Genomic DNA, 22,658 nt, shown 5'->3' on the forward strand with positions numbered 1-22,658 from the left:
TTTCGCTGCATTCGTCGCCTTGCCCTGAACAACGGCAACACTCGCGCAGAGCCGTGCAGGATTAAATAGATGTCCCCTGGAGCATACCAGCACCAAATTATAAATCTTATCCGGTAAGGACACATTTATGCGCATTATCTCCACAACTCCTGGCACCAGACTTCTAACCACTCTAAGCGTTATGGCTACCAGCGTACTACTGGCCAGTTGCGGTAGCGACAGTAGCAGTGATAGCGACTCGGACGCCAGTGCCGAGACCGTCAGCTACAGCTTGCAGTTTTCGGCGTCAGTCGGTGCTGAAGAGATGGCGTGTGGGGAGCATACAACTCTGGTTGGTACCGCAGACGATGGCAACGGCAGCCTGCCTTCAATCAAGGATTTTCGTTTGTATGTCTCGGATGTTCAAGTTGCGACTGACGATGGTGAGTTTGTCAGCCTGACGCTGGATAGCAGTGACTGGCAGTATGAAAACGTAGCTCTGCTGGACTTTGAAGATGGTAGTGATACCTGTACTTCATCCACCACTGCCATGAACAGTGTGATCACAGGGACAGCTCCTGAAGCCGACTATAGCCGGGTGCGCTTTACCGTGGGTGTACCAGAAGATTTGAACCACCTGGATAGTGACACAGCGGTTTCACCACTGAATATCAGCGGCCTGCACTGGAGTTGGGCTGGCGGCTACAAACATGCCCGCCTGGATGTGGTTGACTGGAATATTCACCTGGGTACCACCGGTTGCACACTGGATGAAAATAACGACAATCTGGATTGTACCGACTCACGTCCCAACCGCCCGACCTACACCTTTTCGAATGTGACGCTGGCAAGCAGCATCATCAACTTTGATTATGCTGCGCTGGTTGCTGACTCGGATATCACAACCGATGAAGGTGGTGCAACGGGCTGTATGTCGAGCGCTACCGACCCTGAGTGTGCCGAGATCTTCACCAATCTGGGGCTGGATGTCACCACGGGCCAATGCCTGGATGATGACTGTGATTCACAAACCTGGGTTACGGTTGAATAAATGGCACTGAGTCATTGGTATGCCGGGGTGCTGGGAGCCTGTGGGCTACTTCTGGTGGGTTGCCAGTCATCCGATTTTGATCTGCAGCTGGAGCAGGAAGCCGAAGGGGTTACCCTGCTGCAACTCAGCAGTGAGGGTGGCTTTGTACTGCCCGCGATTCCGGATGACAACCCACTGACGGATGCCAAGATCACCCTTGGACGTTATTTGTTTTACGATACCCGACTGTCGGGCAACCAGACCCAGAGTTGTGAAAGCTGTCACTTTCAGGAACTGGCCTTTACGGATGGCAAGGTCGTGCCGACCGGATCGACCGGTGATGATCTGGTGCGTAATTCCCAGACCTTGACGAACGTGGCGTACAACGGCACCTACACCTGGTGGAACTCGATTTTTACCAGTATCGAGCTGCAACTGGCTATTCCTCTGACGGGTGATACACCGGAAGAGTTGGGGATTAACGACGCCAATCTGACGGAAGTGCTGGATCGCTTCCGTAATGATGAAGACTACCAGACCCTGTTTGCCGATGCCTTTCCATCGGAAAGTGACCCCTTTACCCTGACCAATATAACCTACGCATTGGCTTCTTTTACCCGGACGATGGTGTCTGACCGCTCACCTTACGACAATAATGAGCTGTCCGATTCGGCTCGTCGGGGAGAGACCCTGTTCTTCTCGGAAGAGCTGGAATGTTTCCACTGCCATAATGGTTTCAATTTCTCCAGTTCAACCATTACCACCAATACCCGCTTCCCGGAACGACCATTTTTTAATACCGGTTTGTACAATATCGATAATCAGGGCAGTTACCCTGAGGACAATACCGGCAAATATCAGGTTACCGGGGACTGGAATGATATGGGTGCTTTCCGGCCACCGACGTTACGCAATATCGAGCTGACAGCGCCTTATATGCACGACGGTTCCATGGAAACACTGGAAGAAGTTCTGGAATTTTATGCTGATGGTGGACGTAATATCACCTCTGGTGAGTACAGCGGAGATGGACGTGATAACCCGTATAAAAGCAGTTTTGTCAGCGGATTTGACCTGTCGGACGATGACAAAACAGATCTGATCAATTTTCTTCACAGCCTGACTGACCAGGAATTTATTAGCGATGAGCGTTTTTCCAACCCGTTTGAATAATATCTGCTGCGTTATGGCAGTTACCGGCCTGGTGGTTCTCCCGGCAGTCGCCGACAGCGGTCATCAGCACGGACATGCTGCTGCCAGCGAGAGCGGGGATAATGCTACGCCGTGGCAGCTGGATGTGATGATGGGCTATCAGAATATGTCTTCTCCAGTCATTGCCGGTTTTTTGCCCTATGACACACATTATCTCAGTGCTGGGGTCAGCTTGCAGCATGTGGATATTGGTCGGTCTTTCCAATTGCCGGATCAGCATCTGTATGGGCGAGCAGTGTTGTCATATCACAGCAGCAGTACCGAGGTGCATGAAGCCTGGCTTGGTCATCAAGCTGGTAACTGGGAGATGCGGGCAGGGCAGCAGCTGGTGGATATCGGTTGGTTGAATCGATTACATGGCCATTCGCGCCGGTTCGCCGAGTTACCTCTGGTGTATCAGGCATTGTGGGGTGGTGAGTGGTCAGAAGGCGAAGCCCGGTTGGCTTATCAGGGGCAGTGGTCGGAGCATTGGCAGTGGCGAACTACCGCCAGTGTGTTGGGTACCAGCCAGATGGCTACCACCGATGATGGTAGTGCTGCCATGATCACCGCTCAAGTCGGTACGCGTTACGGCCAATGGCAACACCTGTTCAAGCTGGATGTCTATGGTGCTGAGGTTGGTCAGCGAGGCATGCAGCTATTTGCCACCAGTTCGGAAAGCCATACCCATGGCTCAACGGCGACCGAATACTTTGATGGTCAAGTGAGCCATATTGCTCTTGGCTGGAGCGGTGAATGGAAAAACACCCTGGGTGTGTGGCAGTTGCAGGGCGAGTATCAGCAGCGACAGGAAGAAGGTGATCTCAGTAGTGCTGACGGACAAACCACGGATGCCAGTGCGGCGCTGGATTTACGCAGTTGGGGGGCCTATCTGGATTTGTCATGGCAACAACGCACATTGGAAGCGGGCCTGCGTTGGCAGATGATAGGCAGTGATGTTGCGCTGAGCGAATTATCCAGTGATGACCTTGAAGACTCGATTCTGAATCACGAAGACCGTAGCCCAAGTTACCTGAATATGCTGGTGGCCTGGCATCTGCCCTTGCCTGGCAGCAAGCTGCGTTTGCAATATAACGTGCCGCTGGCGGATGCTTTGGCATTACCAAGAACGCAGCTGCAATGGGTACACAGCGTCGCTTTCTAGATGAGTGTACTGTCACGCCGGCCTTGGGTCAGCTGTGCTGGTTGTTGATGCTTCCTGAGCGAGACCGAACGGATCATAAAAGGCTTTATGATCCGATCCGCAAAGGCTAAAGACTCCTGAGCTTTGGTCTGCATACGGCGAGTTTCAAACGTAGGGTACGCTGTGCCGAAAAAGTAATTGGGTCTAACGGTACTGCTTGAGTAACAAGATGTTATCTCACCCCTTCCGCTTTAATACTTTCAAGCACTGCTTGTAACCCAGCTTTCCAGTTTGACGGCTCGACGCCTGCTGCCACCACTTTAGAGCAATCAAGTACCGAAAATACGGGTCTGGTCGCCGGAGTCGGGTATTCGGAAGAGGGAATCGCTCCCAAGGTAGGGCATCGCTCAATCAAGCCGACAGTCAAAGCCTGTTGATGAATTTCTCTGGCAAATGCCCACCATGACACTGCGATATCACCGGCAAAATGATAAAGGCCTTTCACTTCAACCTTCCCTTTTTTCTCACGTTGTTGCATCAGTGAGTAAATTGCCCGGGCTATATCACCGGCATAGGTAGGGCAACCTATTTGATCTGCCACCACCGACAATTGGTCTCGTTGCTGGGCTAACTTGACCATGGTTTTGACAAAGTTATTTCCGTACTCACTGAATACCCAAGCTGTTCTGAGAATGATCGCTTCCGGACAAATCTTGAACACCGCCTGCTCGCCAGCTAGCTTGGATGCGCCATAGACAGACTGAGGGTCGACTGCGTCAGTCTCTTTCCATGCAATGCGTCCTTCGCCAGAAAACACATAATCGGTGGACACATGTATAAAATGAGCAGTATTGCCGGCACACCAGGAAGCCAATAAAGCAGGGCCGGTTTCATTAACCTTGTAGGCTGAATCATGTTCTGATTCTGCTTTATCAACTGCGGTATAGGCCGCGGCATTAACAACAACATCGGGCTTTATGGCACTTAGTACGTTATTGACAGCTGCCTCATCGGATATATCCAGTTCTGACGATGACAAGGCATGAAACTCTTCACCATGGCTTGTCAATAAGCGGGACATACTCTGCCCCAATTGACCATTGGCTCCAGTAATCAACCAGCGCATCAAACACTCCTTGTTGCTGCTAGCTGAGCCAGCGTAGGGGCAACTGCATCTTTACCAGACAGCTGGACTTCTACATCACCCAGCTCGTTCAAAGGCCATTCAATAGCGACCTCCGGGTCGTTCCATATAAGACTGCCTTCATCGGCAGGATCATAGTAGTCGGTGCATTTGTATTCAAAGTCTGCAGCGTCTGAAAGCACCAGAAAGCCATGAGCCAATCCAGGTGGAACCCAGAATTGGCGCTTGTTTTCCTCGCTCAAAATAACGCCTTCCCACTGCCCAAACGTGGGAGAACCTGGGCGTATATCAACGGCTACATCGAAGACTGATCCGCGAATAACCCGTACGAGCTTGCCTTGAGGCTTTGACTTCTGAAAATGAAGCCCTCGTAATACCCCTTTTCGGGACCGGGAATGATTGTCCTGTACAAAGGTTGCATTGATACCTGCCATATCACGGTAACGATTGTCCTGAAATGTCTCCAGGAAAAAGCCTCTCTCATCCCCAAAAACTTTAGGCTCAATCACAACAACACCGTCAATCGAGGTTTGAATCACATTCATCAGGCTTGTGCCTCCTTCAGAATTTTGAATAGGTATTGACCATAACCTGTTTTTTTCAAAGCAGTAGCTTCGGCTTCCAGTTGTTCTGCGGTGATCCAGCCATGATCAAATGCAATTTCTTCCAGGCATGCTATTTTGAAGCCTTGGCGCTGTTCAATGGTATTCACAAACATACCAGCTTCAATCAAGGAGTCATGAGTACCAGTATCCAGCCAGGCAAAGCCTCGGCCCAATACTTCAACATTCAGCTTGCCGGCTTCCAGATACATGTTATTGATATCTGTGATCTCAAGCTCACCACGAGGAGAAGGCTTCACGGCTTTGGCGACATCGACGATATTGTTATCGTAGAAATACAAACCGGTAACGGCATAGCTGGACTTTGGCTTGATTGGTTTTTCTTCAATGGAAAGTGCCTTGCCATTACTATCAAACTCGACCACCCCAAAGCGCTCAGGATCACTTACGTGATAGCCAAAAACAGTGGCTCCATCTTTACGCTCGGCAGCATTGATAAGATTGTCACTAAAGTGCTGACCATAAAAAATGTTGTCGCCCAACACCAATGCAGCCGGTGCTCCAGCCAGAAATTCTTCCCCGATCAGGAATGCCTGGGCCAATCCATCAGGGGATGGCTGCACCGCGTAGCTAAAACGCACTCCGTATGCTTCACCAGACCCTAGCATGCGCTGGAAAGATGGCATATCTTCTGGGGTGGAAATAATAAGAATCTCTCTGATACCTGCCAACATAAGTACAGAGATGGGGTAAAAAATCATTGGTTTGTCATAGATTGGTAACAATTGTTTGGAGACACCTCGTGTGATGGGGTGCAATCGTGTCCCGGAACCTCCAGCCAAGATAATGCCTTTATATGAACTCATTTTCTCTCCAAATGTATTTTATGAGCATGTATGCTACATTTATTGGCAGACCAATCAAGATGAAATTGACTAGCCGATGCAGTATCTTTAACTTGTATGATTGTTTTCGGATAATGGAAAGCAGAGAAGATCAAAAAAGACAACGCCTTAAAACAGCAAAATATATACCTAACTTGAGTCAAGCACAATGAAATTTCTAGTCACTGGCGGAGCCGGTTTTATCGGAAGTGCCGTCGTCCGACACCTGATCAATGCAACAGACCACACTGTCATTAATCTGGACTGCCTCACTTATGCTGGCAATCTGAATTCACTGGATTCAATATCTCAGAATGAACGTTACACATTCACAAAAGTAGACTTGAGAAATGCCGACGCGGTAAAAGACACACTCGAAAAATACCAGCCAGACATCATCATGCACCTGGCTGCTGAAAGTCATGTCGATCGTTCAATCGACAGCCCCGATGACTTTATTCAAACCAATGTTATTGGAACATTCAACTTACTTGAAGCCGCTCGAAAGCTTTATTCAACACTCCCAGAGGAACGGCAGCAACAGTTCCGGTTCCATCACATATCCACTGATGAAGTATATGGTGACCTGGAAGGTACGGATGACCTGTTTACCGAAAATACACCATACTCTCCCAGCTCTCCATACTCAGCCAGTAAGGCATCATCTGATCATTTGGTGAGAGCGTGGGGCCGTACCTATAACTTGCCAGTAGTTGTCACCAATTGCTCTAATAATTATGGACCTTTTCATTTTCCTGAAAAATTAATTCCACATGTAATTTTAAATGCATTGCAAGGGAAATCATTGCCTGTATATGGAACAGGGGCTCAAATTAGAGATTGGCTTTATGTGGAAGATCATGCGAGAGCTCTAATAACCGTTGCGACCCAGGGGGAAATTAATGAAACCTATAATATTGGTGGTCATAACGAAAAATCCAATCTGACTGTAGTGGAAACAATCTGCAGTTTGCTGGAAGAGCTGGCACCTGAAAAACCAGCAGAAGTGCAATATTACCGAGACCTGATTACTTTTGTAAAAGACCGGCCTGGACATGATCAGCGTTATGCGATTGATGCCACTAAAATACAAAAAGAGCTTGGTTGGGAACCGATGGAAACCTTCGAAAGCGGAATCCGAAAAACGGTTCAGTGGTACCTGGAAAATGAAGACTGGTGGTCGTCTGTATTAAATGGAGATTACAGATTGGAACGACTCGGAAATTAGTGAAATCTTGTTGCTTGCTGGAATAGCTTTCGTCTATTGATTGGGCTGATATATATGTACCGACGTTGGACAGCGAGGCGTGCAGCTATTTATTACCAGTTCGGAAAGCCATATCCATGGCTCACGAGTACTATGATGATCAAGTGAGCCATATCCATGGCTCACGAGTACTATGATGATCAAGTGAGCCATATTGCCCTTGGCCGGAGCGTAAATGGAACAACGCCTGACGGTGATGAGTGTACTGTCACGCCGGCCTTGGGTCAGCTGTGCTGGTTGTGTGTGGATAATGACAATACGACCGCGTCAGTTACTAATCGCGGCGAACGTTCCTTGAGTTAATGCCAGTAAATCAGCCGGAGCCAACTCAATCTCCAGCCCACGCCGACCGGCACTGACGTTGATTGTTGTTTGCGGCTCGGCGGAGCTGTCGAGTACGGTAGGCAGTTTCTTTTTCTGTCCTAACGGGCTGATTCCTCCAACGACATATCCGGTTGTTTTTTCTGCGATAGCCGGATCGGCCATCTCGGCTTTTTTGGCCCCCAGTGCTTTTGCGATGGCTTTCAGATTCAGCTTTTTGTTCACCGGCAGAATGGCAACCGCCAGGGTACTTTTGTGACCACCAAGGCTGACCAGCAAGGTTTTGAAAACCTGTGACGGGGCGAGGCCGAGAGCTGCAGCGGCTTCTTCACCCCAGGATGCTGCTTTGGGGTCGTGTTGATATTCATGCAAGCTAAAACGGACAGCGGCTTTTTTGGCCGCATTAACAGCGGGGGTCATACGTCAATCATCCTCTGTTTGAGCTATTGATTGTGTCGAGGTATTGGTTGTTGTGGAGTCTGCTTGTTCCATTGGCCCCTGATAGTCAAATCGAACCAGTATTTCCCCTGCGACCTCGACGGTTTCCATAAACATTTCGTACGGCCGTACCCAGTGACTGAAGTCACCGTAAAGCGTGCGGTAATGCACCAGCCATTCGTTGCTTTCGCTATGGCGAACCAGCCCAAATACCTCGTAATCCTGACCCTTGTAATGACGATAGCGCCCAGGACGTAATGGTTCAGGGGCTGGCGGGATTGGCTTGTGGGACGTTGTGTTCGCGGTTGACGTTTGGCTCATGTCTACCTTCCTTATTCAAGTTCAAACCGGACATCAACACTGGCGCTGATGGTTTGTTTCTGTACCAGCATTGGAGCGCTTTGTTTGCTGCTGACAGACATTTCGCGCATGGCATAAACGGGCTGATTGATACGTGAGCCGCTTTCGCTGATAGCCAGTACATCCCCCAGCTCACTATTCAGCGTAGTGGCCATCAAGTGAGCTTTGTCTTTGGCTTTTAACAAGGCGTTTTGTAATGCCTGGTTTTCCAGAGCATCACGATTGTCAAAACGGAACTGGCTCTGGCTGATTTGTACCAGCGGGTTCTGCATCAGTTGGTGGACCAGGTCACCGTAGTTGCCCAGATCACGCAGGGTAATTTCTATCCGGCGGGTGACCTGCTCGCCGGTATAGGTACGGCTTTTATCAATCCACTGGTATTGGGGGTAGTTCGAGATTTGTTCCGCACGGACATGCTCTTCGGCGATATCCAGTTTGCGAGTTACCGCCATCAATTGATGAAAGCTGTCATCGACCTGCCGTTTCGCGGCGGCCAGAGTGGGCTGGATATCACTGATTGAGAGATTGAGCAGCAAATAATCCGGATTTGCCTGAATATCAGCACTGGCAGACACCTGGACGTAGGCAGGTTCACCGGCCAGGGCGGGTTGGGATAACACAGCTGCCAGCGGCAAGCATAACATCAGGGCGGTGCGGGTAAGGCGTATCATAAGAGTTCCTTTTCGTTTGATGTTCGTCTGGAGATTTACTGTGTCTCTGACTCCGTAATGAGCTAGAAGTGCTGATAGCCGGACGTCGTCAATTGCACTGGTTGGTCCTGTAGTAACACGGTAACTGTCGGCTGCTGATCATTGATCTTCGACTGGCACTGGCCGATACGGGTCAAGGGAACGTCCAGCTGTTGTGACAGTGTCGCAATACGTGTCTGTTGATCCGCCGGTGCCGTGAACAACAATTCGTAGTCATCACCACCGCTCAGGCAGTCGGGCCAGCCAGGATGACCGAGTGCAACAGCTGTTGGAATGTGTTCGCCGGTCAATGCCAGGTTAACGGCTGAGGCGGTAGCAATATGGTGGGCATCTTGTAACAGCCCATCAGAAATATCCAGTGCTGCTGTCGCGATGCCTAACAGCGACTGGCCCAGAGTTAACCGTGGCGCTGGGTAATAATAGGCGGCGGCCAAGCCGGTGTGGATGGCCGGATTGGCGAGTACCATGGGTAATGCCAATGCCGCTTGCCCAAGACAACCACTGACCCAGACATCGTCCCCTGGTTGGGCCCCACCACGAGTCAGCCCGCGGGGATATGAGAGTGCCGGTACCCAGCCTTGAACCAGCAGGCTGATCACCAGCGCTGGCCCGCGTGTGGTATCTCCACCGAGCAGGGTGATACCGCATGCAGTGGCCGCATCCCGTAAACCACGGGCAAAATCATCAAGCCAGTCCGGTTGGTTGTCGGGCAGGGTAAGACCGAGTAAAAAACCTTGCGGGGAGGCCCCCATCGCCGCCAGATCACTGACAGCACAGCGCAAGGCGCGCTGGGCAATCAAATGAGCAGGGGCATTGGCGGGGAAGTGAACATCGGCAACCTGGGTATCCAGGCTTTGCGCCAGATGCTGATCGGCTGGCGGAGCAATGACGCTGGCATCGTCACCTATACCAAGCAGAGTGGCCGCATCTGTCGGATACCCCTGAGTAAAACAGCGCTGTATCAGTTCAAATTCAGAACTGCCGGGCTGTTGTCTGCTCACTGCTCCTGGTTGTCTCGCCGTTGGGCGCCACCACGGGCACCTCGGATTTCAACGCCCCGTTCGCGCTGGGCCAGCTTGTCGAGGACGCCATTGATGTACTTGTGGCCATCGGTAGCGCCAAAGACTTTGGCCAGCTCGACCGATTCATTGATAACGACCTTGTAGGGCACATCCGGACGGCGGCACATTTCGAAAGCCCCAAGGCGCAGAATGGCCAGCTCAACTGGCGTCATCTCATCAAGGCGGCGATCCATCAGCGGCGCAATTTTCTCATCCAGGGCTGAGCGCTCACGGGGGACGCCGTGGAGTATGTCGTGGAAATACTCCAGGTCGACCTTGCTCATATCGTTATCGGCACGAAATTCCGACTCGATCTGGGTCAGATTGGCCCCGGCGATTTGCCATTGGTACAGCGCCTGCAAAGCAAAAGCACGTGCTTTGCGGCGGGCAGCGGGACTGGGTTTATGGTTGCCAGAAGCACGTGACATGCGGATCAGGCCTCCAGGGCGGACAGCAGGGAAACCATTTCAAAGGCAGACATCGCAGCTTCTTCCCCTTTGTTACCTGCCTTGGTGCCTGAGCGTTCAATTGCTTGCTCAATACTATCGACGGTCAGGACACCGAAGGACACCGGTACACTGTATTCCAGTGAGACGCTGGACAGCCCTTTGGTGCATTCACCCGCGACGTATTCAAAGTGTGGGGTGCCACCACGAATCACGGCACCGAGTGCGATAATGGCATCGTAGCGTTCGGATGATGCGATGCGTTGCACAACCAGAGGAATCTCGAACGCACCGGGCGCACGAATAATGGTGATGTTTTCTTCATCAACGCCGTGACGCAACAGGCTGTCGACTGCGCCTTCGAGCAGGCTTTCAACAACAAAGGCATTCCAGCGGCCAACCACAATGGCGTATTTGCCGTCATTCGGGGTGAGGTTGCCTTCAATAGTTCTGATCTGTTTCATGTGTATTTCCAGTTCGTAATCGGTGGTGTCAGGCGTCAAACGGCAAGTATTCAGTGATTTCGAGATCAAAACCCGAGATGCCGCTGTATTTCATTTCCGAGCTGAGCAGACGCATTTTTTGTACGCCTAGCTCACGCAAGATTTGGGAGCCGGTGCCGATGGTGAGAAAGGCACCAGAGCTATCGGTGTTGGGGCTGGGAATCGGCCGCGCGCGACCAAAAAAGTCGTCGAGGCTGTCTTCGATGGCATCGTGCTGACCGGCGGATAACAGCACGAGTACACCTTCGCCCTCTGCGGCAATGCGCTGTAGCGCATGGGATGATGACCAGCTGGCACCGGACTTGGGTTTTATGCCAAGGACATCGCGCAGGTAATTATTGGTCTGTACCCGGACAACACAAGGGCTATCCGGCTGAATGTCGCCCAGTGTCAAGGCCAGGTGGGTCTCGTTCTGGATGGTATCGCGGAACGTGTGCAGCATAAAATCGCCATATTCGGTGGCAATCTTGTCTTTGCTGATCAGCTCAACGGTTTTTTCATTGGCCATGCGGTAATGGATCAGGTCGGCAATGGTACCGATCTTGAGGCCGTGCTTGGCGGCAAACACTTCCAGTTGTGGACGTCGGGCCATGGTGCCATCAGGGTTCAGAACCTCAACAATGGCGGCTGCCGGGGTCAGACCTGCCATACGGGCGAGGTCGCTCCCTGCTTCGGTATGACCGGCACGACTCAAAACACCGCCGGGGCGGGCGCGTAACGGAAAGATGTGACCTGGCTGGACAATGTCTTCTGGTTTACCCATCGGGTTGACTGCCGCCAGGATAGTCGCGGCACGGTCGGCGGCAGAAATACCGGTGGTGACACCTTCTGCGGCTTCAATTGAGACGGTAAACGGGGTGTAAAACCTGGCGCCGTTGGCGGTTACCATGGCGGGTAAACCGAGGTAATCACAACGTTCTGCTGACAAGGGGAGACAGATCAGGCCACGCGCTTCGGTGGCCATGAAATTGATGATTTCTGGCGTTACTTTTTCTGCGGCAACAATAATATCGCCTTCGTTTTCACGGTCTTCGTCATCCATCAGAATGACCATTTTACCGTCACGGATGTCGGCCAGAATTTCTTCGATGGTGTTCAGTGCCATAATAAGCCTGTTCAGAATAATCTGTGAGTATGTGTTGTATTACTGATTGTCTGGCGCTCGATGAATCGGTTTATTTCCAGAATCCATGCTGTGCCAGAAAAGCCGCATCCATCGGCGTTTTTTCTGTATTGTCTGGCGCTTTGACCAGTTGTTCCAGATAACGGGCAATCATATCAACTTCCAGGTGAACCTGCTGACCTGGCTGGCTGGAAATCAATGTTGTCTCTGCGGCGGTATGGGGCACAATATTCAGAGTAAACCCGGCATCACTGAGTGCATTCACTGTCAGACTGACACCATCGACAGTGATAGAGCCTTTGGCGGCAATATAACGAGCCAGTTCCGCAGGGGCTTCGACGGTCAAGCGAATCGAGCGGGCATCGGCCTGACGCTGACTGATACGGCCAACGCCATCCACATGCCCGCTGACCATATGGCCACCAAGGCGAGTGGTGGGCAGCAGGGCCTTTTCCAGATTGACTTGGGTGCCTGCTTGCCAGCTGCCGATACGGGTATGGGCCAGGGATTCTCGTGACACATCGGCAACAAAGCCGTCGCCGGGGAGTGCCACGACGGTCAGACACACACCATTGGTGGCGATGCTGTCACCGAGTTTGACATCGGCCAGATCCAGCGCCCCGGTGCGGATTGTCAGGCGCAAGTCACCGGATACGCTGGTAACACTTGCGACGGTGCCGATTGCTTCGATAATTCCTGTAAACATGGCTTTCTCAATCTGTCTCTGTTGACGATGGGTCGGGTTATGGCCGAGCGGCTTCCGGCTGCAAGGTCAGGCGTAAATCCTGGCCAACCATACGAATATCCTGCCAGTGCCAGCGAATCTGCTGCTGCATGCTATCCAGTGGCAATGCCAGCAACGGCCGGGCATTACTGCCCAGCAAGGTTGGGGCGCAATACAACACCAGTTCATTCACCAGTCCGGTTTCTACAAACGCCGCCGCCAGCCGGGCACCACTTTCGACCAATATGTCATTGTGGCCCTGTTCGGCCAAAAACCGTAGTAGCGCTGGCAAATCAACCTTGCCTGTCTGTGTTGCCGGGCTTTGCCAGAGCGTCAGTTGCCCCAAGCTTGCTGCTCGCTGCACGGTGACCAGGGAGGTATTGGTAACCGCCAGGAGGATATCGCCAGGCTGGTCAAAAACAGCTTCGTTGCCGCTGAGCCGTTGTTGGCCGTCAATCACTACCCGTAAAGGCTGACGCCAGAGATGTTCCGGTTGTTTGATACCGGTTTCGGCTGGCCGTACGGTCATGGAAGGATTGTCGATCAGTACTGAGCTGGCACCGGTAATCACTGCGCAGCTGCGCGCTCGTAACCGCTGTACATCGCGGCGGGCCGCGGGGCCAGTGATCCATTGGCTTTCGCCACTGGCCATGGCGGTGCGGCCGTCGAGGCTTTGGGCCAGCTTGATTCTGACCCAGGGCAGGCCACTGCGCATACGCTGGATAAATCCGGCGTTGAGGGATTCAGCCTGATTTTGCAAGCAGGTTTCCGTCACCTCGATACCGGCATCACGCAGATATTGAAAGCCCCGGCCAGCCACTTGCGGATTAGGGTCGCGACAGGCACCAACAACCCGGGCAACACCGGCGTTGGCCAGAGCATGGGCGCAGGGTGGCGTGCGGCCAAAATGGCTGCAAGGTTCGAGGGTGACATAAGCGGTGGCCGCTTGAGCCTGATCGCCCGCCATGCGCAAGGCGTGGACTTCTGCGTGGGGGCCTCCGGCCTGCTGGTGCCAGCCTTCACCCACCAGCACATTATCCTTGACGATGACGCAGCCAACCCGGGGATTGGGGCTGGTGGAATAGAGTCCTTGCTCTGCCAGACGTAAAGCCCTGGCCATCCAGTACTCATCGCCATGGGCTTCTGGGTTATGGGTTGGCGTATATGTCTTCATGGGTTGGTTTCCGTAATAACCGTGGCGCTGACGCTGGCAGACAGGCGTTCAATTTCGGCGCGGAATTCGTCGAGATCCTTGAAGCTGCGATACACCGAGGCAAAGCGAACATAGGCAACCTGATCCAGTTGATGTAATTCAGCCATCACGTATTCGCCAATCTGGCGGCTGGATATTTCCCGGTCATTTTTGTTGCGGATGGTTTGCAGGATATGGTGGATAGCCGCGTCCATCGTGTCGACAGGAATCGGGCGTTTTTCCAATGCCCGTTGGATACCACTGCGGAGTTTGCTTTCGCGAAAGGTTTCCCGGACACCGTTCTGCTTGATCACAAGAGGGAAGGTCAGTTCGACGCATTCGAAGGTGGTAAAACGCTCACCACAGCCGGAGCATTCGCGACGGCGACGAACCTGGGCACCGTCAGCCATCAAGCGTGAGTCGACCACCTTGGTTTCCGGATGTGAGCAGAATGGACAATGCATAGGCGGAACTGACTAAAGAGCGATACGGCCATGGTGGCCAAAGCGCGCCAGTGTACTCCTGCCGTGATTATCAGGCAATGATTTCACACATGGACTTACATGGACTTCGGCCAGGCCATCACCGGGTAAACCATGTTCCGGCACGTTTTCAGGCACGTTCGCAGTCGGGATTGGCCAGGACAGTATGGGTCAGGCGCTGAATCAGTTCATTGAGAGGGGTTGGGGTTGGATCAAAGTGGTCGATGTTTCCCCAGCGCTGGAACGGGCTGATGGCAAACCCCTGGGTCACGTCATTAAAGTACAGGCAATGGCGGCCAAAGGTAGCCAGTACCCAGAAACCACAGCCTTCATCGGCCCAGGGGTGCTGTTGCCATATTTCGGCGGTTGGCAAACGCATCAGCTGCCAGAGCGTTTTGACCGGCGCCTCCATACTGGCTTCAGTGTGCTGGATCAAATTGAGTAAGCGGGACTCGGAAATAGGAGACCATTGGGTGTGGGCATGCAGGTTCGACGTCGTCATGAGAGGCATCCTGAGTATCGAAAGAGTACGGTCGGAACTTCTTGCGCGAGCGCTGCGATTCTAGAACGTTGAGGTCTGGTTGCAATAAAAAATTGCCATATCCGATCAAAGTCTATGTGAATTCGCCAGGGTGGCTGGCCAGGGACAGGTCAGATGGCAAACAGACGGGAAAATATGGGGAGTGTGAAGGCGAGCTGTCGAGTCTGGAAACACCGTCGCCACGATGTGCTGTGGCGACGGTGTCCGGCAGGGCTTAGCGGTAAACCGGGAACTGATCACACAAGGCGATGACCTTGGCTTTCACTTCGGCTTCCACTTGCTCGGAAGTGCCGTTTTCCAGGCTGTCCAGTACGTCACAGATCCAGCCAGCCAGTTCTGTTGCTTGCGCTTCACCAAACCCACGGCTGGTGATCGCTGGGCTACCGATACGCAGACCAGAAGTCACGAAAGGTGAACGTGGATCGTTTGGTACGGAGTTTTTGTTCACCGTGATATTGGCGCGACCGAGGGCGGCGTCGGCATCTTTACCGGTGTATTCCTTGCCAATCAGATCAACCAGGAACAGATGGTCGTCAGTACCGCCAGAGACGATATTGATGCCACGGGCAATAAAGGTAGCGGCCATGGCCTGGGCGTTTTTGACCACCTGGGCCTGATACGCCTTGTATTCATCCGACATGGCTTCCTTGAAACACACAGCCTTGGCGGCAATCACGTGCATCAGTGGGCCACCCTGGGATTCCGGGAAGACGGCAAAGTTGAGCTTTTTGTTCAGCTCTTCGTCTTCTTTTGCCAGAATCAGACCACCACGAGGGCCTCGCAGGGTTTTGTGGGTTGTGGTGGTGACGACATCGGCAATACCAACCGGTGTCGGGTAAACGCCTGCAGCAACCAAACCCGCCACGTGAGCCATATCGACAAACAGGTAAGCGCCCACCGCATCGGCGATATCGCGGAAACGCTGCCAGTCAACCACTCGGGAATAGGCAGAGAAACCGGCAATAATCATTTTGGGCTGATGTTCTTTGGCCAGACGCTCGACTTCTGCGTAATCGATTTCGCCGGTTTCCGGGTTCAGACCGTACTGGATGGCATTGTAGATACGGCCAGAAAAAGAGACCGATGCACCGTGGGTCAAGTGACCACCGTGTGCCAGGCTCATACCCAGAACGGTATCGCCGGGTTTGACCAGTGCCATGAAAACCGCAGCATTGGCCTGGGAGCCAGAGTGTGGCTGAACGTTGGCATAAGGTGCGCCAAACAGTGCCTTGGCGCGGTCGATGGCCAGTTGTTCAATTACGTCAACGTGCTCACAGCCGCCGTAATAACGTTTGCCCGGATAACCTTCCGCGTATTTGTTGGTCAGCTGGGAGCCCTGGGCTTCCATCACCCGTGGGCTGGTGTAGTTTTCGGAAGCAATCAGCTCGATATGGTGTTCCTGACGCTGATCTTCAGCCTGCATGGCAGACCAGAGATCCGGGTCAAAGTCGGCAATGTTCATGTCGCGGCTAAACATCAGGTGATCCTCGGTGTGTGGGCGGGTGCATCGGTCGTGGCTACGCCGGGCAATTTAAAAGGGCGAGCATTCTACCCTAAATTATGGCGTTCTGGCACGTGAGTGTTATTCACCATCAGACTGAATCTCGCTCAATTGCTTTGAGGCTGCATACCGGCTGGTCGGTCATACGGGCTTCGAGCTCGTCAGCGGTGACAGGAACCGATAGCAGATAGCCTTGAAGGGTTTCACAACGTGCTTCGATCAAAAATGCCAGTTGTTCGCAGTTCTCGATCCCTTCGGCAATCACCCCCAGCCCCAGATTATGGGCCATGGCAATAATGGTGCGGGTAATCTGGGCATCATCACGGTTGGTGGGCAGGTTCTGGATAAAACTGCGGTCTACCTTGAGAATATCAACCGGAAACTGTTTCAGATAATTGAGTGACGAATAGCCAGTCCCAAAATCATCAATCGAGATGCGTACGCCCAGCGCCCGTAATTCGTGCAACACCGACAGGGTGAAATCAATATCGTCGATCAATGCGGATTCGGTCAGCTCCAGCTCCAGATGGTGTGGAGAAATACCGGATTTTTGCAGTGCCTGTTTGACCTCGTCGACAAAGCCGGGGTATTTGAACTGACGTGCAGAGACGTTGACCGCAATCAGTTGAATCGACAGCCCCAGCTCAAGCCAGCCCGCCATTTTCAGACAGGCTTGCTCCAGCACCCAGCAGCCAACTGGGCCAATCAGCCCGGTATCTTCCAGAATCGGTACAAACTCCTGTGGCAAAACCTCGCCGCGAACCGGGTGATGCCAGCGCAGCAGGGCTTCGACACCCACGGCGCGCAAGGTCCGGGAGTCGTACTGTGGCTGAAACAGCAAGTACAGTTCCTGTTTTTGCAGCACCTGGTGCAGATCATTTTCCAGCTCCATCCGTTCCACCGCCTGGCGGTTCATGGCGGCATTATAAAACTGCAGATTGTTACGGCCAGCGTCCTTGGCATGGTACATGGCCATATCGGCGTTTTTCAGCAGTTCGATAACACTGTCGCCATCGTTCGGGTAGGTGGCGATACCGATACTGGCACTGAGGAATAACTGGTGCTTGCCAATGTAATAGGGTTGGTTGAGTTCTTTGAGAATACGCTCTGCCACTCGTTGGGGAATGGTGACCACGTCGTGATTGGTATTATCAAAGGCCAGTCCGATGGTGAATTCGTCACCGCCCATCCGGCACACCATATCGCCACTTTTGACACATTGGCGCAGCCGCTCGGCGACCTCAATCAAGACCTTGTCTCCCGCCGGGTGGCCAAGGGAATCATTGATCGGCTTGAATCGGTCAAGGTCAATAAACAGCAGTGACAGATGGCTGTTGTGATGGCTGGTCTTGTGCATCAGTGCTTCCAGCCGCTCGTGCATCTGGGCGCGATTGGCGAGGCCGGTGAGAGGGTCGTAGTAGGCGAGGTGATGGATACGCTCTTCGTTGGCTTTACGCTCGGTGATGTCCGACATAATGATGGTCAGACTCTGGATCTCGTGTTGTGGATCACGAATGATGCTGATGCCGGTCCAGGAAGTGCGCGTTTCGCCACTCATGCAGCGATATTTGAGTTCGCCCTGCCAGTAATTATCAACCACCAGCGTTTCGATAATATCGTGCATATAGTGGTTGTTGCGATGCTCCGGAGCGACCAGGTGATCCGGGGTTTTACCGATAATTTCATGCGCCGGAAAGCCGGTAATCTGGGTAAAGGACCGGTTGACCTTGACTACCCGGAAGTTGTCATCGGCGACGATAATGGCTTCGTTGGTGTTTTCAAACACATCGGCGGCCAGCAGCAGTTCTTGCTCGTTACGGCGTTCTTCCGTGACGTCGCGACAAATCCCTGTGATGCCCTGTGTGCTGCCGTCCGGGTTGCGAATCATGCTGGCCTGTATATTCAACAGGCGGCGTTCGCCATCCCGGGTTGTCGCCTGAATATCCTTTTGTAACAGATTGTGGTGCAGGTCGGGGTTATTGGTTGCTGTTTGCAAGGCCTGGCGCAAATCGAGCTGTAATGAGCGGATATCGCGGAGGCTGAAAATCACGTCGATTCCCAGCTTCAGCAATTCGTCCGGTTGATACCCCAACAGCCGGTGTACGGAAGTACTGACGAAATTGAGCTTCATATGGCTGTCGGTGGCCCAGATGACGTCAGTCATGTTTTCCGCCACCATGCGATAGCGGGCTTCGCTTTCGATGGTTTGTTGCTGTTTGGCGCGGTCGTCGGTGACATCTCGGGCGGTGCCAATGTAGCTGTTTACATTACCGTTCTGATCGTACCGGAATGGCGTCAGCTCGAAGCGGATTAGCCGGGTGCTGCCATCGTGGTGGCGGCATTGTAAACAGATGATATGCGCCTTGCCCGGTGGCAGGGTTCTGAGGACAGTCAGCGCCTGATGGCAGCGTTGTTTTTCTTCGTCCGAGGCATACAGCAACCAGTCGCAACAACCATCGTTATCGGCCAGCGCCGGATACCCCAGTGTTTCCGAACCGGAGCGGTTGCGGTAAATGATGGCAGGCTCCAGCTGATCGTCCAGATCGGCGACAAAAACGGTATCCGGCATGGCGGCCATGACCGCCGCCCAGAAGTTTTCCTGTTCCCTTGCCCGTTCCGCCGCTCGTTTTTCTTCGGTGACATCAATCAGGGAAACCATCAACTTGTGCTCGAAACCCGGACTGAAATGAATCGACAGCTCCCGTTGCTGGCCATCAAAACGGGTAATCGCAACCTGGGTATGGGTAAACCGGGATTGTTCCTGGCGGCTTTGTTGAACGGCATCGAGAAAGGCGTGACGGTCGTCAGTAAACAGCTGGCGGAATTGCCGTTGCAGCTGGGAGCGGCTGCTGGCACCCGCCAGGGCAATGGCCGCTTGATTGACATTGATAATGCTCAGGCTGTCGAGACTGTTGTGAAACTCCGCGATATCCAGCAACCAATGCGCGACACCTGATTCCTCAAACAGTGACATATAACGCTGACGGCTGCGTTCCAGTTCGCGCCGGGTATGTACCGAGGTGCTGATGTCGCGCAGTATCCAGACGATGCCATCAAGCTGCTGATCGCGATACAGCGGGTAATGGCTCTGCTCCATGATGCGTGATTCTCCATCAAGGCTAGCCGTCAGGGTACGGCCTTTGTCGTGCAGGTGTGCCAGCTCCTGAACACTCAGCCCATGGGCCCACAAGGCTTGTGGGTGTGGCCAGATCGCCGCGAGAGTGTGGCCTTTAAGCAAGGTATAACCATTTTGTGCCAGCAGCTCACTGGCCCGGTGATTGACATAGTTCACTTCACCGTTGGCATCGGTAGAAATCAGGGCATCTTCGATTGACTGCAGTACCCGATTGGCCCGTTCTTCCGCTTGCTGGCGCTGGGTATCGGCTTGGGTCGCAGCCTGCTCCGCCTGCTGCACCGAACGACGAAACGCCCATACCGAAGAAATCAGTATCAAAATCAGCAATAGCGGGGCGAGCAAATAGCCGGTCAGATGATGCTTCAGATCCTCCGGCAACGGGAAGGCCACGACAGACCAATGCGTGCCGGGAATCGCCTGTTGTACCAATGGGCTGGTCGGAGGATGGCTGATCTGGCGATGGCTTTCAGCGTACGGCGCCAGGGTATCGATCAGCCGGAGCGTAATGCCGGGGTTGCCGCTGGGTAAAATATGACCACGGAAACGGTCCAGCGAGTGGCGGCTGATAACCCGATAAGACTGTCCAGAACGATGGCACCAGGACTGCAGATAAAGCTGCTGGTCGACTCGATAGGGTTGTGTCAGCAAGGGCGAGTCCGGCTGTTCTGCCAATGTCAGCAGATGATTGTGATCCAGTAGCGGCCCCATTTGTTGCACATAAACCAGCGGCTGCGTGGTCGTCACCATGGCGATGGCTTCCAGCGAAGGCGTTAATGCTGTCAGCTGGTCGAGGTCAGTGCTGTGATTTGGGAGCGTCTTGTGGGTACTGGCTGAGGTTGGAGGAGTGGCAGATATCTGCCCACTTACACTGCATTGTAACGGCGTATACGCCAACAACAGCGAATGCATGACCGTGGCTTGTTGCTGCACCAGCGTGGTGGCATTGGTGAGTAATCGCTTACGGTCGGCGTGCACATGCTGGAACACATTGAAGACAACAATCGCCACCATGATGATCAATGAGGGAAGAAAAAAATAATGTAGGCGCGTTGCTGGTCGCACGGAATGGCCTGCTGGGTCATGATGCTGCATGAATCTGATCTCTGCTCATTATTCTGACAGATAAGAAACCGGAGCGGTTTCTGCACACCCGGTCACTGGGTGCGTGGATCGTGTTGTCGCTGATTGCCATTCACGGTGGATTTCAGTAGTTTGGCGCAGCATTTTCAGTTAAAGGTTTCACCATGGCACAGTATGTATTTACGATGAACCGTCTGGGCAAGATTGTACCGCCCAAGCGTCAGATTCTGCGCGATATCTCACTATCTTTTTTCCCGGGTGCCAAAATTGGTGTGCTCGGCCTGAATGGTTCCGGTAAGTCGACCCTGTTAAAAATCATGGCAGGTATTGACCAGGATTTTATTGGCGAAGCGCGTCCACAGCCCGACCTGAATATTGGCTACCTGCCCCAGGAGCCGGAACTGGACCCGGCCAAAGACGTCAGAGGCAATGTTGAAGACGGCCTCAGCGAACTGATGAACGCCAAGGCCGAACTGGATGCCGTATACGCCGCCTACGCCGAGCCGGATGCCGACTTTGACGCCCTGGCCAAAAAACAGGGCCAGCTTGAAGCCCTGATCGAAGCGGCTGACGGCCATGACAGCGACCGCCAGATGGAAATTGCCGCCGATGCGCTGCGACTGCCACCCTGGGATGCTGATGTTACCAAATTGTCAGGAGGAGAGCGCCGTCGTGTTGCCCTGTGCCGTCTGTTGATGTCAAAACCCGACATGCTGTTACTGGACGAACCCACCAACCACCTGGATGCAGAATCCGTCGGCTGGCTGGAGAAATTCCTGGAAGAATACCCTGGCACCGTGGTAGCAATTACCCACGATCGTTATTTCCTCGACAATTGTGCCGAATGGATTCTGGAGCTGGATCGCGGCCATGGTATTCCTTACGAAGGTAACTACACCACCTGGCTGGAAGCCAAAGAGAAACGCCTGGAGCAAGAAAAGAAAGAAGAAGATGCCCATGCCAAGGCCATCAAACACGAGCTGGAATGGGTGCGACAAGGTGCCAAAGGACGTCAGTCCAAATCCAAGGCACGTCTGGCCCGATTCGAGGAAATGAACTCCCGCGAATTCCAGACCCGCAACGAAACCAACGAAATCTACATCCCGCCTGGCCCACGTTTGGGTGACAAGGTGATCGAATTCCATAATGTGACCAAGGCTTACGGTGATCGCGTTCTGATTGATGACCTCAGCTTTACCGTACCCGCGGGTGCGATCGTCGGGATCGTTGGGGGTAATGGAGCGGGTAAATCCACCCTGTTCCGTATGATTGCCGGGACAGAGCAACCCGATAGCGGCGAAGTGGTTATGGGCGACAGCGTCAAACTGGCCTTTGTAGAACAGCTGCGTGACGAGCTGGACGACAGCAAAAGCGTCTGGGAAGCCATCTCTGGCGGTCTGGATATGCTGACCATCAATGGCAAGGAATACCCCAGTCGCTCTTACATTGGCCGCTTTAATTTCAAGGGCGGAGACCAGCAAAAACGGGTTGGAGACCTTTCCGGTGGTGAACGTGGCCGCCTGCAGCTGGCCCATACCCTGAAACAGGGAGCCAACGTTCTGTTGCTGGACGAACCGTCCAACGACCTCGATGTAGAAACCTTGCGCGCACTGGAAGAAGCCGTACTGGCCTTCCCCGGAGCCGTGATGGTGGTATCCCACGATCGCTGGTTCCTCGACCGTATCGCCACTCATATCATGGCGTATGAAGGTGATTCAAAAGTCAGCTTTTTTGAAGGCAACTACACTGAATACGAAGCCGATCGGAAGAAACGCCTGGGTGCCGACGCAGCGCCAAAACGTATGAAATACAAGCGTTTGGCGTAATTCGTTCCAGAA

General features: G+C 53.1%; 21 protein-coding genes. 5 read left to right on the forward strand and 16 right to left on the reverse strand.

Annotated features, from left to right (window positions below; genetic code table 11):
* The first annotated feature begins 127 nt into the window (after positions 1-127).
* The 3 genes from Q8W22_RS12530 to Q8W22_RS12540 are packed head-to-tail and all read left to right on the forward strand — an operon-like array spanning position 128 to position 3,365.
* The gene (locus tag Q8W22_RS12530; protein ID WP_305452535.1) at positions 128-1,030 is read left to right on the forward strand and encodes an MbnP family copper-binding protein; all 903 of its coding nucleotides are present in this window, start codon (positions 128-130) and stop codon (positions 1,028-1,030) included.
* A complete protein-coding gene (locus Q8W22_RS12535; RefSeq protein ID WP_303432667.1) occupies positions 1,031-2,182 on the forward strand; it encodes a methanobactin export MATE transporter MbnM in 1,152 nt (383 codons plus the stop codon).
* Positions 2,154-3,365 (forward strand): hypothetical protein, encoded by a 1,212-nt coding sequence (locus Q8W22_RS12540; protein WP_305452537.1) that lies wholly within the window; start codon positions 2,154-2,156, stop codon positions 3,363-3,365. The genes Q8W22_RS12535 and Q8W22_RS12540 overlap by 29 nt, the downstream gene beginning before the upstream one ends.
* 211 nt (positions 3,366-3,576) lie before the next feature.
* Here the strand turns inward: Q8W22_RS12540 and rfbD are convergent, their stop codons facing one another.
* The 3 genes from rfbD to rfbA are packed head-to-tail and all read right to left on the reverse strand — an operon-like array spanning position 3,577 to position 5,917.
* A complete protein-coding gene (gene rfbD, locus Q8W22_RS12545; RefSeq protein WP_305452538.1) occupies positions 3,577-4,470 on the reverse strand; it encodes a dTDP-4-dehydrorhamnose reductase in 894 nt (297 codons plus the stop codon).
* Complete coding sequence (rfbC, locus tag Q8W22_RS12550) at positions 4,470-5,033, reverse strand: dTDP-4-dehydrorhamnose 3,5-epimerase (RefSeq protein ID WP_305452539.1); 564 nt, start codon at positions 5,031-5,033, stop codon at positions 4,470-4,472. The genes rfbD and rfbC overlap by 1 nt, the downstream gene beginning before the upstream one ends.
* The gene (rfbA, locus tag Q8W22_RS12555; RefSeq protein ID WP_305452541.1) at positions 5,033-5,917 is read right to left on the reverse strand and encodes a glucose-1-phosphate thymidylyltransferase RfbA; all 885 of its coding nucleotides are present in this window, start codon (positions 5,915-5,917) and stop codon (positions 5,033-5,035) included. Before rfbA ends, rfbC begins: the two co-directional genes overlap by 1 nt.
* 187 nt (positions 5,918-6,104) lie before the next feature.
* On the opposite strand from rfbA, the gene rfbB reads away from it, so the two are divergent.
* Positions 6,105-7,163, forward strand: coding sequence for a dTDP-glucose 4,6-dehydratase (gene rfbB / locus Q8W22_RS12560; protein ID WP_303432660.1), 1,059 nt, complete (start codon positions 6,105-6,107; stop codon positions 7,161-7,163).
* A 306-nt stretch (positions 7,164-7,469) separates the two neighbouring features.
* On the opposite strand, the gene ybaK is transcribed toward rfbB, so the two are convergent.
* The 13 genes from ybaK to Q8W22_RS12625 form a co-directional block, all read right to left on the reverse strand.
* Positions 7,470-7,943: a Cys-tRNA(Pro) deacylase gene (gene ybaK, locus Q8W22_RS12565; RefSeq protein WP_305452543.1), complete on the reverse strand. Its 474-nt coding sequence runs from the start codon at positions 7,941-7,943 to the stop codon at positions 7,470-7,472.
* Positions 7,944-7,946: 3 nt separating this feature from the next.
* On the reverse strand, positions 7,947-8,282 hold the full coding sequence (locus tag Q8W22_RS12570; RefSeq protein WP_305452545.1) for a DUF1653 domain-containing protein: 336 nt from the start codon (positions 8,280-8,282) through the stop codon (positions 7,947-7,949).
* An 11-nt stretch (positions 8,283-8,293) separates the two neighbouring features.
* Positions 8,294-8,992, reverse strand: a complete 699-nt coding sequence (locus tag Q8W22_RS12575) for an SIMPL domain-containing protein (protein WP_305452547.1) — start codon at positions 8,990-8,992, stop codon at positions 8,294-8,296.
* Between the two features lie 62 nt (positions 8,993-9,054).
* Positions 9,055-10,032, reverse strand: a complete 978-nt coding sequence (gene thiL / locus Q8W22_RS12580) for a thiamine-phosphate kinase (protein WP_305452549.1) — start codon at positions 10,030-10,032, stop codon at positions 9,055-9,057.
* A complete protein-coding gene (gene nusB / locus Q8W22_RS12585) occupies positions 10,029-10,520 on the reverse strand; it encodes a transcription antitermination factor NusB (RefSeq protein ID WP_303432654.1) in 492 nt (163 codons plus the stop codon). Before nusB ends, thiL begins: the two co-directional genes overlap by 4 nt.
* Before the next feature lie 5 nt (positions 10,521-10,525).
* Positions 10,526-11,002 (reverse strand): 6,7-dimethyl-8-ribityllumazine synthase, encoded by a 477-nt coding sequence (gene ribE / locus Q8W22_RS12590; protein WP_303432652.1) that lies wholly within the window; start codon positions 11,000-11,002, stop codon positions 10,526-10,528.
* A 28-nt stretch (positions 11,003-11,030) separates the two neighbouring features.
* Positions 11,031-12,146, reverse strand: a complete 1,116-nt coding sequence (gene ribB / locus Q8W22_RS12595; RefSeq protein ID WP_303432650.1) for a 3,4-dihydroxy-2-butanone-4-phosphate synthase — start codon at positions 12,144-12,146, stop codon at positions 11,031-11,033.
* Positions 12,147-12,216: 70 nt separating this feature from the next.
* Positions 12,217-12,870, reverse strand: coding sequence for a riboflavin synthase (locus tag Q8W22_RS12600; protein WP_305452557.1), 654 nt, complete (start codon positions 12,868-12,870; stop codon positions 12,217-12,219).
* Positions 12,871-12,907: 37 nt separating this feature from the next.
* Complete coding sequence (ribD, locus tag Q8W22_RS12605) at positions 12,908-14,062, reverse strand: bifunctional diaminohydroxyphosphoribosylaminopyrimidine deaminase/5-amino-6-(5-phosphoribosylamino)uracil reductase RibD (protein WP_305452559.1); 1,155 nt, start codon at positions 14,060-14,062, stop codon at positions 12,908-12,910.
* Positions 14,059-14,544, reverse strand: coding sequence for a transcriptional regulator NrdR (nrdR, locus tag Q8W22_RS12610; protein ID WP_303432647.1), 486 nt, complete (start codon positions 14,542-14,544; stop codon positions 14,059-14,061). The genes ribD and nrdR overlap by 4 nt, the downstream gene beginning before the upstream one ends.
* A 148-nt stretch (positions 14,545-14,692) precedes the next feature.
* On the reverse strand, positions 14,693-15,064 hold the full coding sequence (locus tag Q8W22_RS12615; protein WP_303432646.1) for a hypothetical protein: 372 nt from the start codon (positions 15,062-15,064) through the stop codon (positions 14,693-14,695).
* 253 nt (positions 15,065-15,317) lie between these two features.
* Positions 15,318-16,580, reverse strand: a complete 1,263-nt coding sequence (gene glyA, locus Q8W22_RS12620) for a serine hydroxymethyltransferase (RefSeq protein WP_303432644.1) — start codon at positions 16,578-16,580, stop codon at positions 15,318-15,320.
* Positions 16,581-16,695: 115 nt separating this feature from the next.
* Positions 16,696-20,832, reverse strand: a complete 4,137-nt coding sequence (locus tag Q8W22_RS12625; RefSeq protein ID WP_305452562.1) for an EAL domain-containing protein — start codon at positions 20,830-20,832, stop codon at positions 16,696-16,698.
* 152 nt (positions 20,833-20,984) lie between these two features.
* Here Q8W22_RS12625 and ettA point away from each other — a divergent pair, with 152 nt between their 5' ends.
* Positions 20,985-22,646 (forward strand): energy-dependent translational throttle protein EttA, encoded by a 1,662-nt coding sequence (gene ettA / locus Q8W22_RS12630; RefSeq protein ID WP_303432642.1) that lies wholly within the window; start codon positions 20,985-20,987, stop codon positions 22,644-22,646.
* Positions 22,647-22,658 lie beyond the last annotated feature (12 nt).

It is taken from the genome of Oceanobacter sp. 1_MG-2023 (assembly GCF_030689025.1).
Lineage (GTDB): Bacteria > Pseudomonadota > Gammaproteobacteria > Pseudomonadales > Oceanobacteraceae > Oceanobacter.

What these genes read in the sequence shown, in the direction of transcription:
- Q8W22_RS12575 (WP_305452547.1), bottom strand. Translation starts at nt 8,992, where the DNA reads ATGATACGCCTTACCCGCACCGCCCTGATGTTATGCTTGCCGCTGGCA.
- Q8W22_RS12530 (WP_305452535.1), top strand. Translation starts at nt 128, where the DNA reads ATGCGCATTATCTCCACAACTCCTGGCACCAGACTTCTAACCACTCTA.
- rfbC (WP_305452539.1), bottom strand. Translation starts at nt 5,033, where the DNA reads ATGAATGTGATTCAAACCTCGATTGACGGTGTTGTTGTGATTGAGCCT.
- ettA (WP_303432642.1), top strand. Translation starts at nt 20,985, where the DNA reads ATGGCACAGTATGTATTTACGATGAACCGTCTGGGCAAGATTGTACCG.
- rfbB (WP_303432660.1), top strand. Translation starts at nt 6,105, where the DNA reads ATGAAATTTCTAGTCACTGGCGGAGCCGGTTTTATCGGAAGTGCCGTC.
- Q8W22_RS12570 (WP_305452545.1), bottom strand. Translation starts at nt 8,282, where the DNA reads ATGAGCCAAACGTCAACCGCGAACACAACGTCCCACAAGCCAATCCCG.
- Q8W22_RS12615 (WP_303432646.1), bottom strand. Translation starts at nt 15,064, where the DNA reads ATGACGACGTCGAACCTGCATGCCCACACCCAATGGTCTCCTATTTCC.
- Q8W22_RS12535 (WP_303432667.1), top strand. Translation starts at nt 1,031, where the DNA reads ATGGCACTGAGTCATTGGTATGCCGGGGTGCTGGGAGCCTGTGGGCTA.
- ribD (WP_305452559.1), bottom strand. Translation starts at nt 14,062, where the DNA reads ATGAAGACATATACGCCAACCCATAACCCAGAAGCCCATGGCGATGAG.
- rfbD (WP_305452538.1), bottom strand. Translation starts at nt 4,470, where the DNA reads ATGCGCTGGTTGATTACTGGAGCCAATGGTCAATTGGGGCAGAGTATG.
- Q8W22_RS12540 (WP_305452537.1), top strand. Translation starts at nt 2,154, where the DNA reads ATGAGCGTTTTTCCAACCCGTTTGAATAATATCTGCTGCGTTATGGCA.
- Q8W22_RS12625 (WP_305452562.1), bottom strand. Translation starts at nt 20,832, where the DNA reads ATGCAGCATCATGACCCAGCAGGCCATTCCGTGCGACCAGCAACGCGC.
- Q8W22_RS12600 (WP_305452557.1), bottom strand. Translation starts at nt 12,870, where the DNA reads ATGTTTACAGGAATTATCGAAGCAATCGGCACCGTCGCAAGTGTTACC.
- glyA (WP_303432644.1), bottom strand. Translation starts at nt 16,580, where the DNA reads ATGTTTAGCCGCGACATGAACATTGCCGACTTTGACCCGGATCTCTGG.
- ribE (WP_303432652.1), bottom strand. Translation starts at nt 11,002, where the DNA reads ATGAAACAGATCAGAACTATTGAAGGCAACCTCACCCCGAATGACGGC.
- rfbA (WP_305452541.1), bottom strand. Translation starts at nt 5,917, where the DNA reads ATGAGTTCATATAAAGGCATTATCTTGGCTGGAGGTTCCGGGACACGA.
- ybaK (WP_305452543.1), bottom strand. Translation starts at nt 7,943, where the DNA reads ATGACCCCCGCTGTTAATGCGGCCAAAAAAGCCGCTGTCCGTTTTAGC.
- nrdR (WP_303432647.1), bottom strand. Translation starts at nt 14,544, where the DNA reads ATGCATTGTCCATTCTGCTCACATCCGGAAACCAAGGTGGTCGACTCA.
- ribB (WP_303432650.1), bottom strand. Translation starts at nt 12,146, where the DNA reads ATGGCACTGAACACCATCGAAGAAATTCTGGCCGACATCCGTGACGGT.
- nusB (WP_303432654.1), bottom strand. Translation starts at nt 10,520, where the DNA reads ATGTCACGTGCTTCTGGCAACCATAAACCCAGTCCCGCTGCCCGCCGC.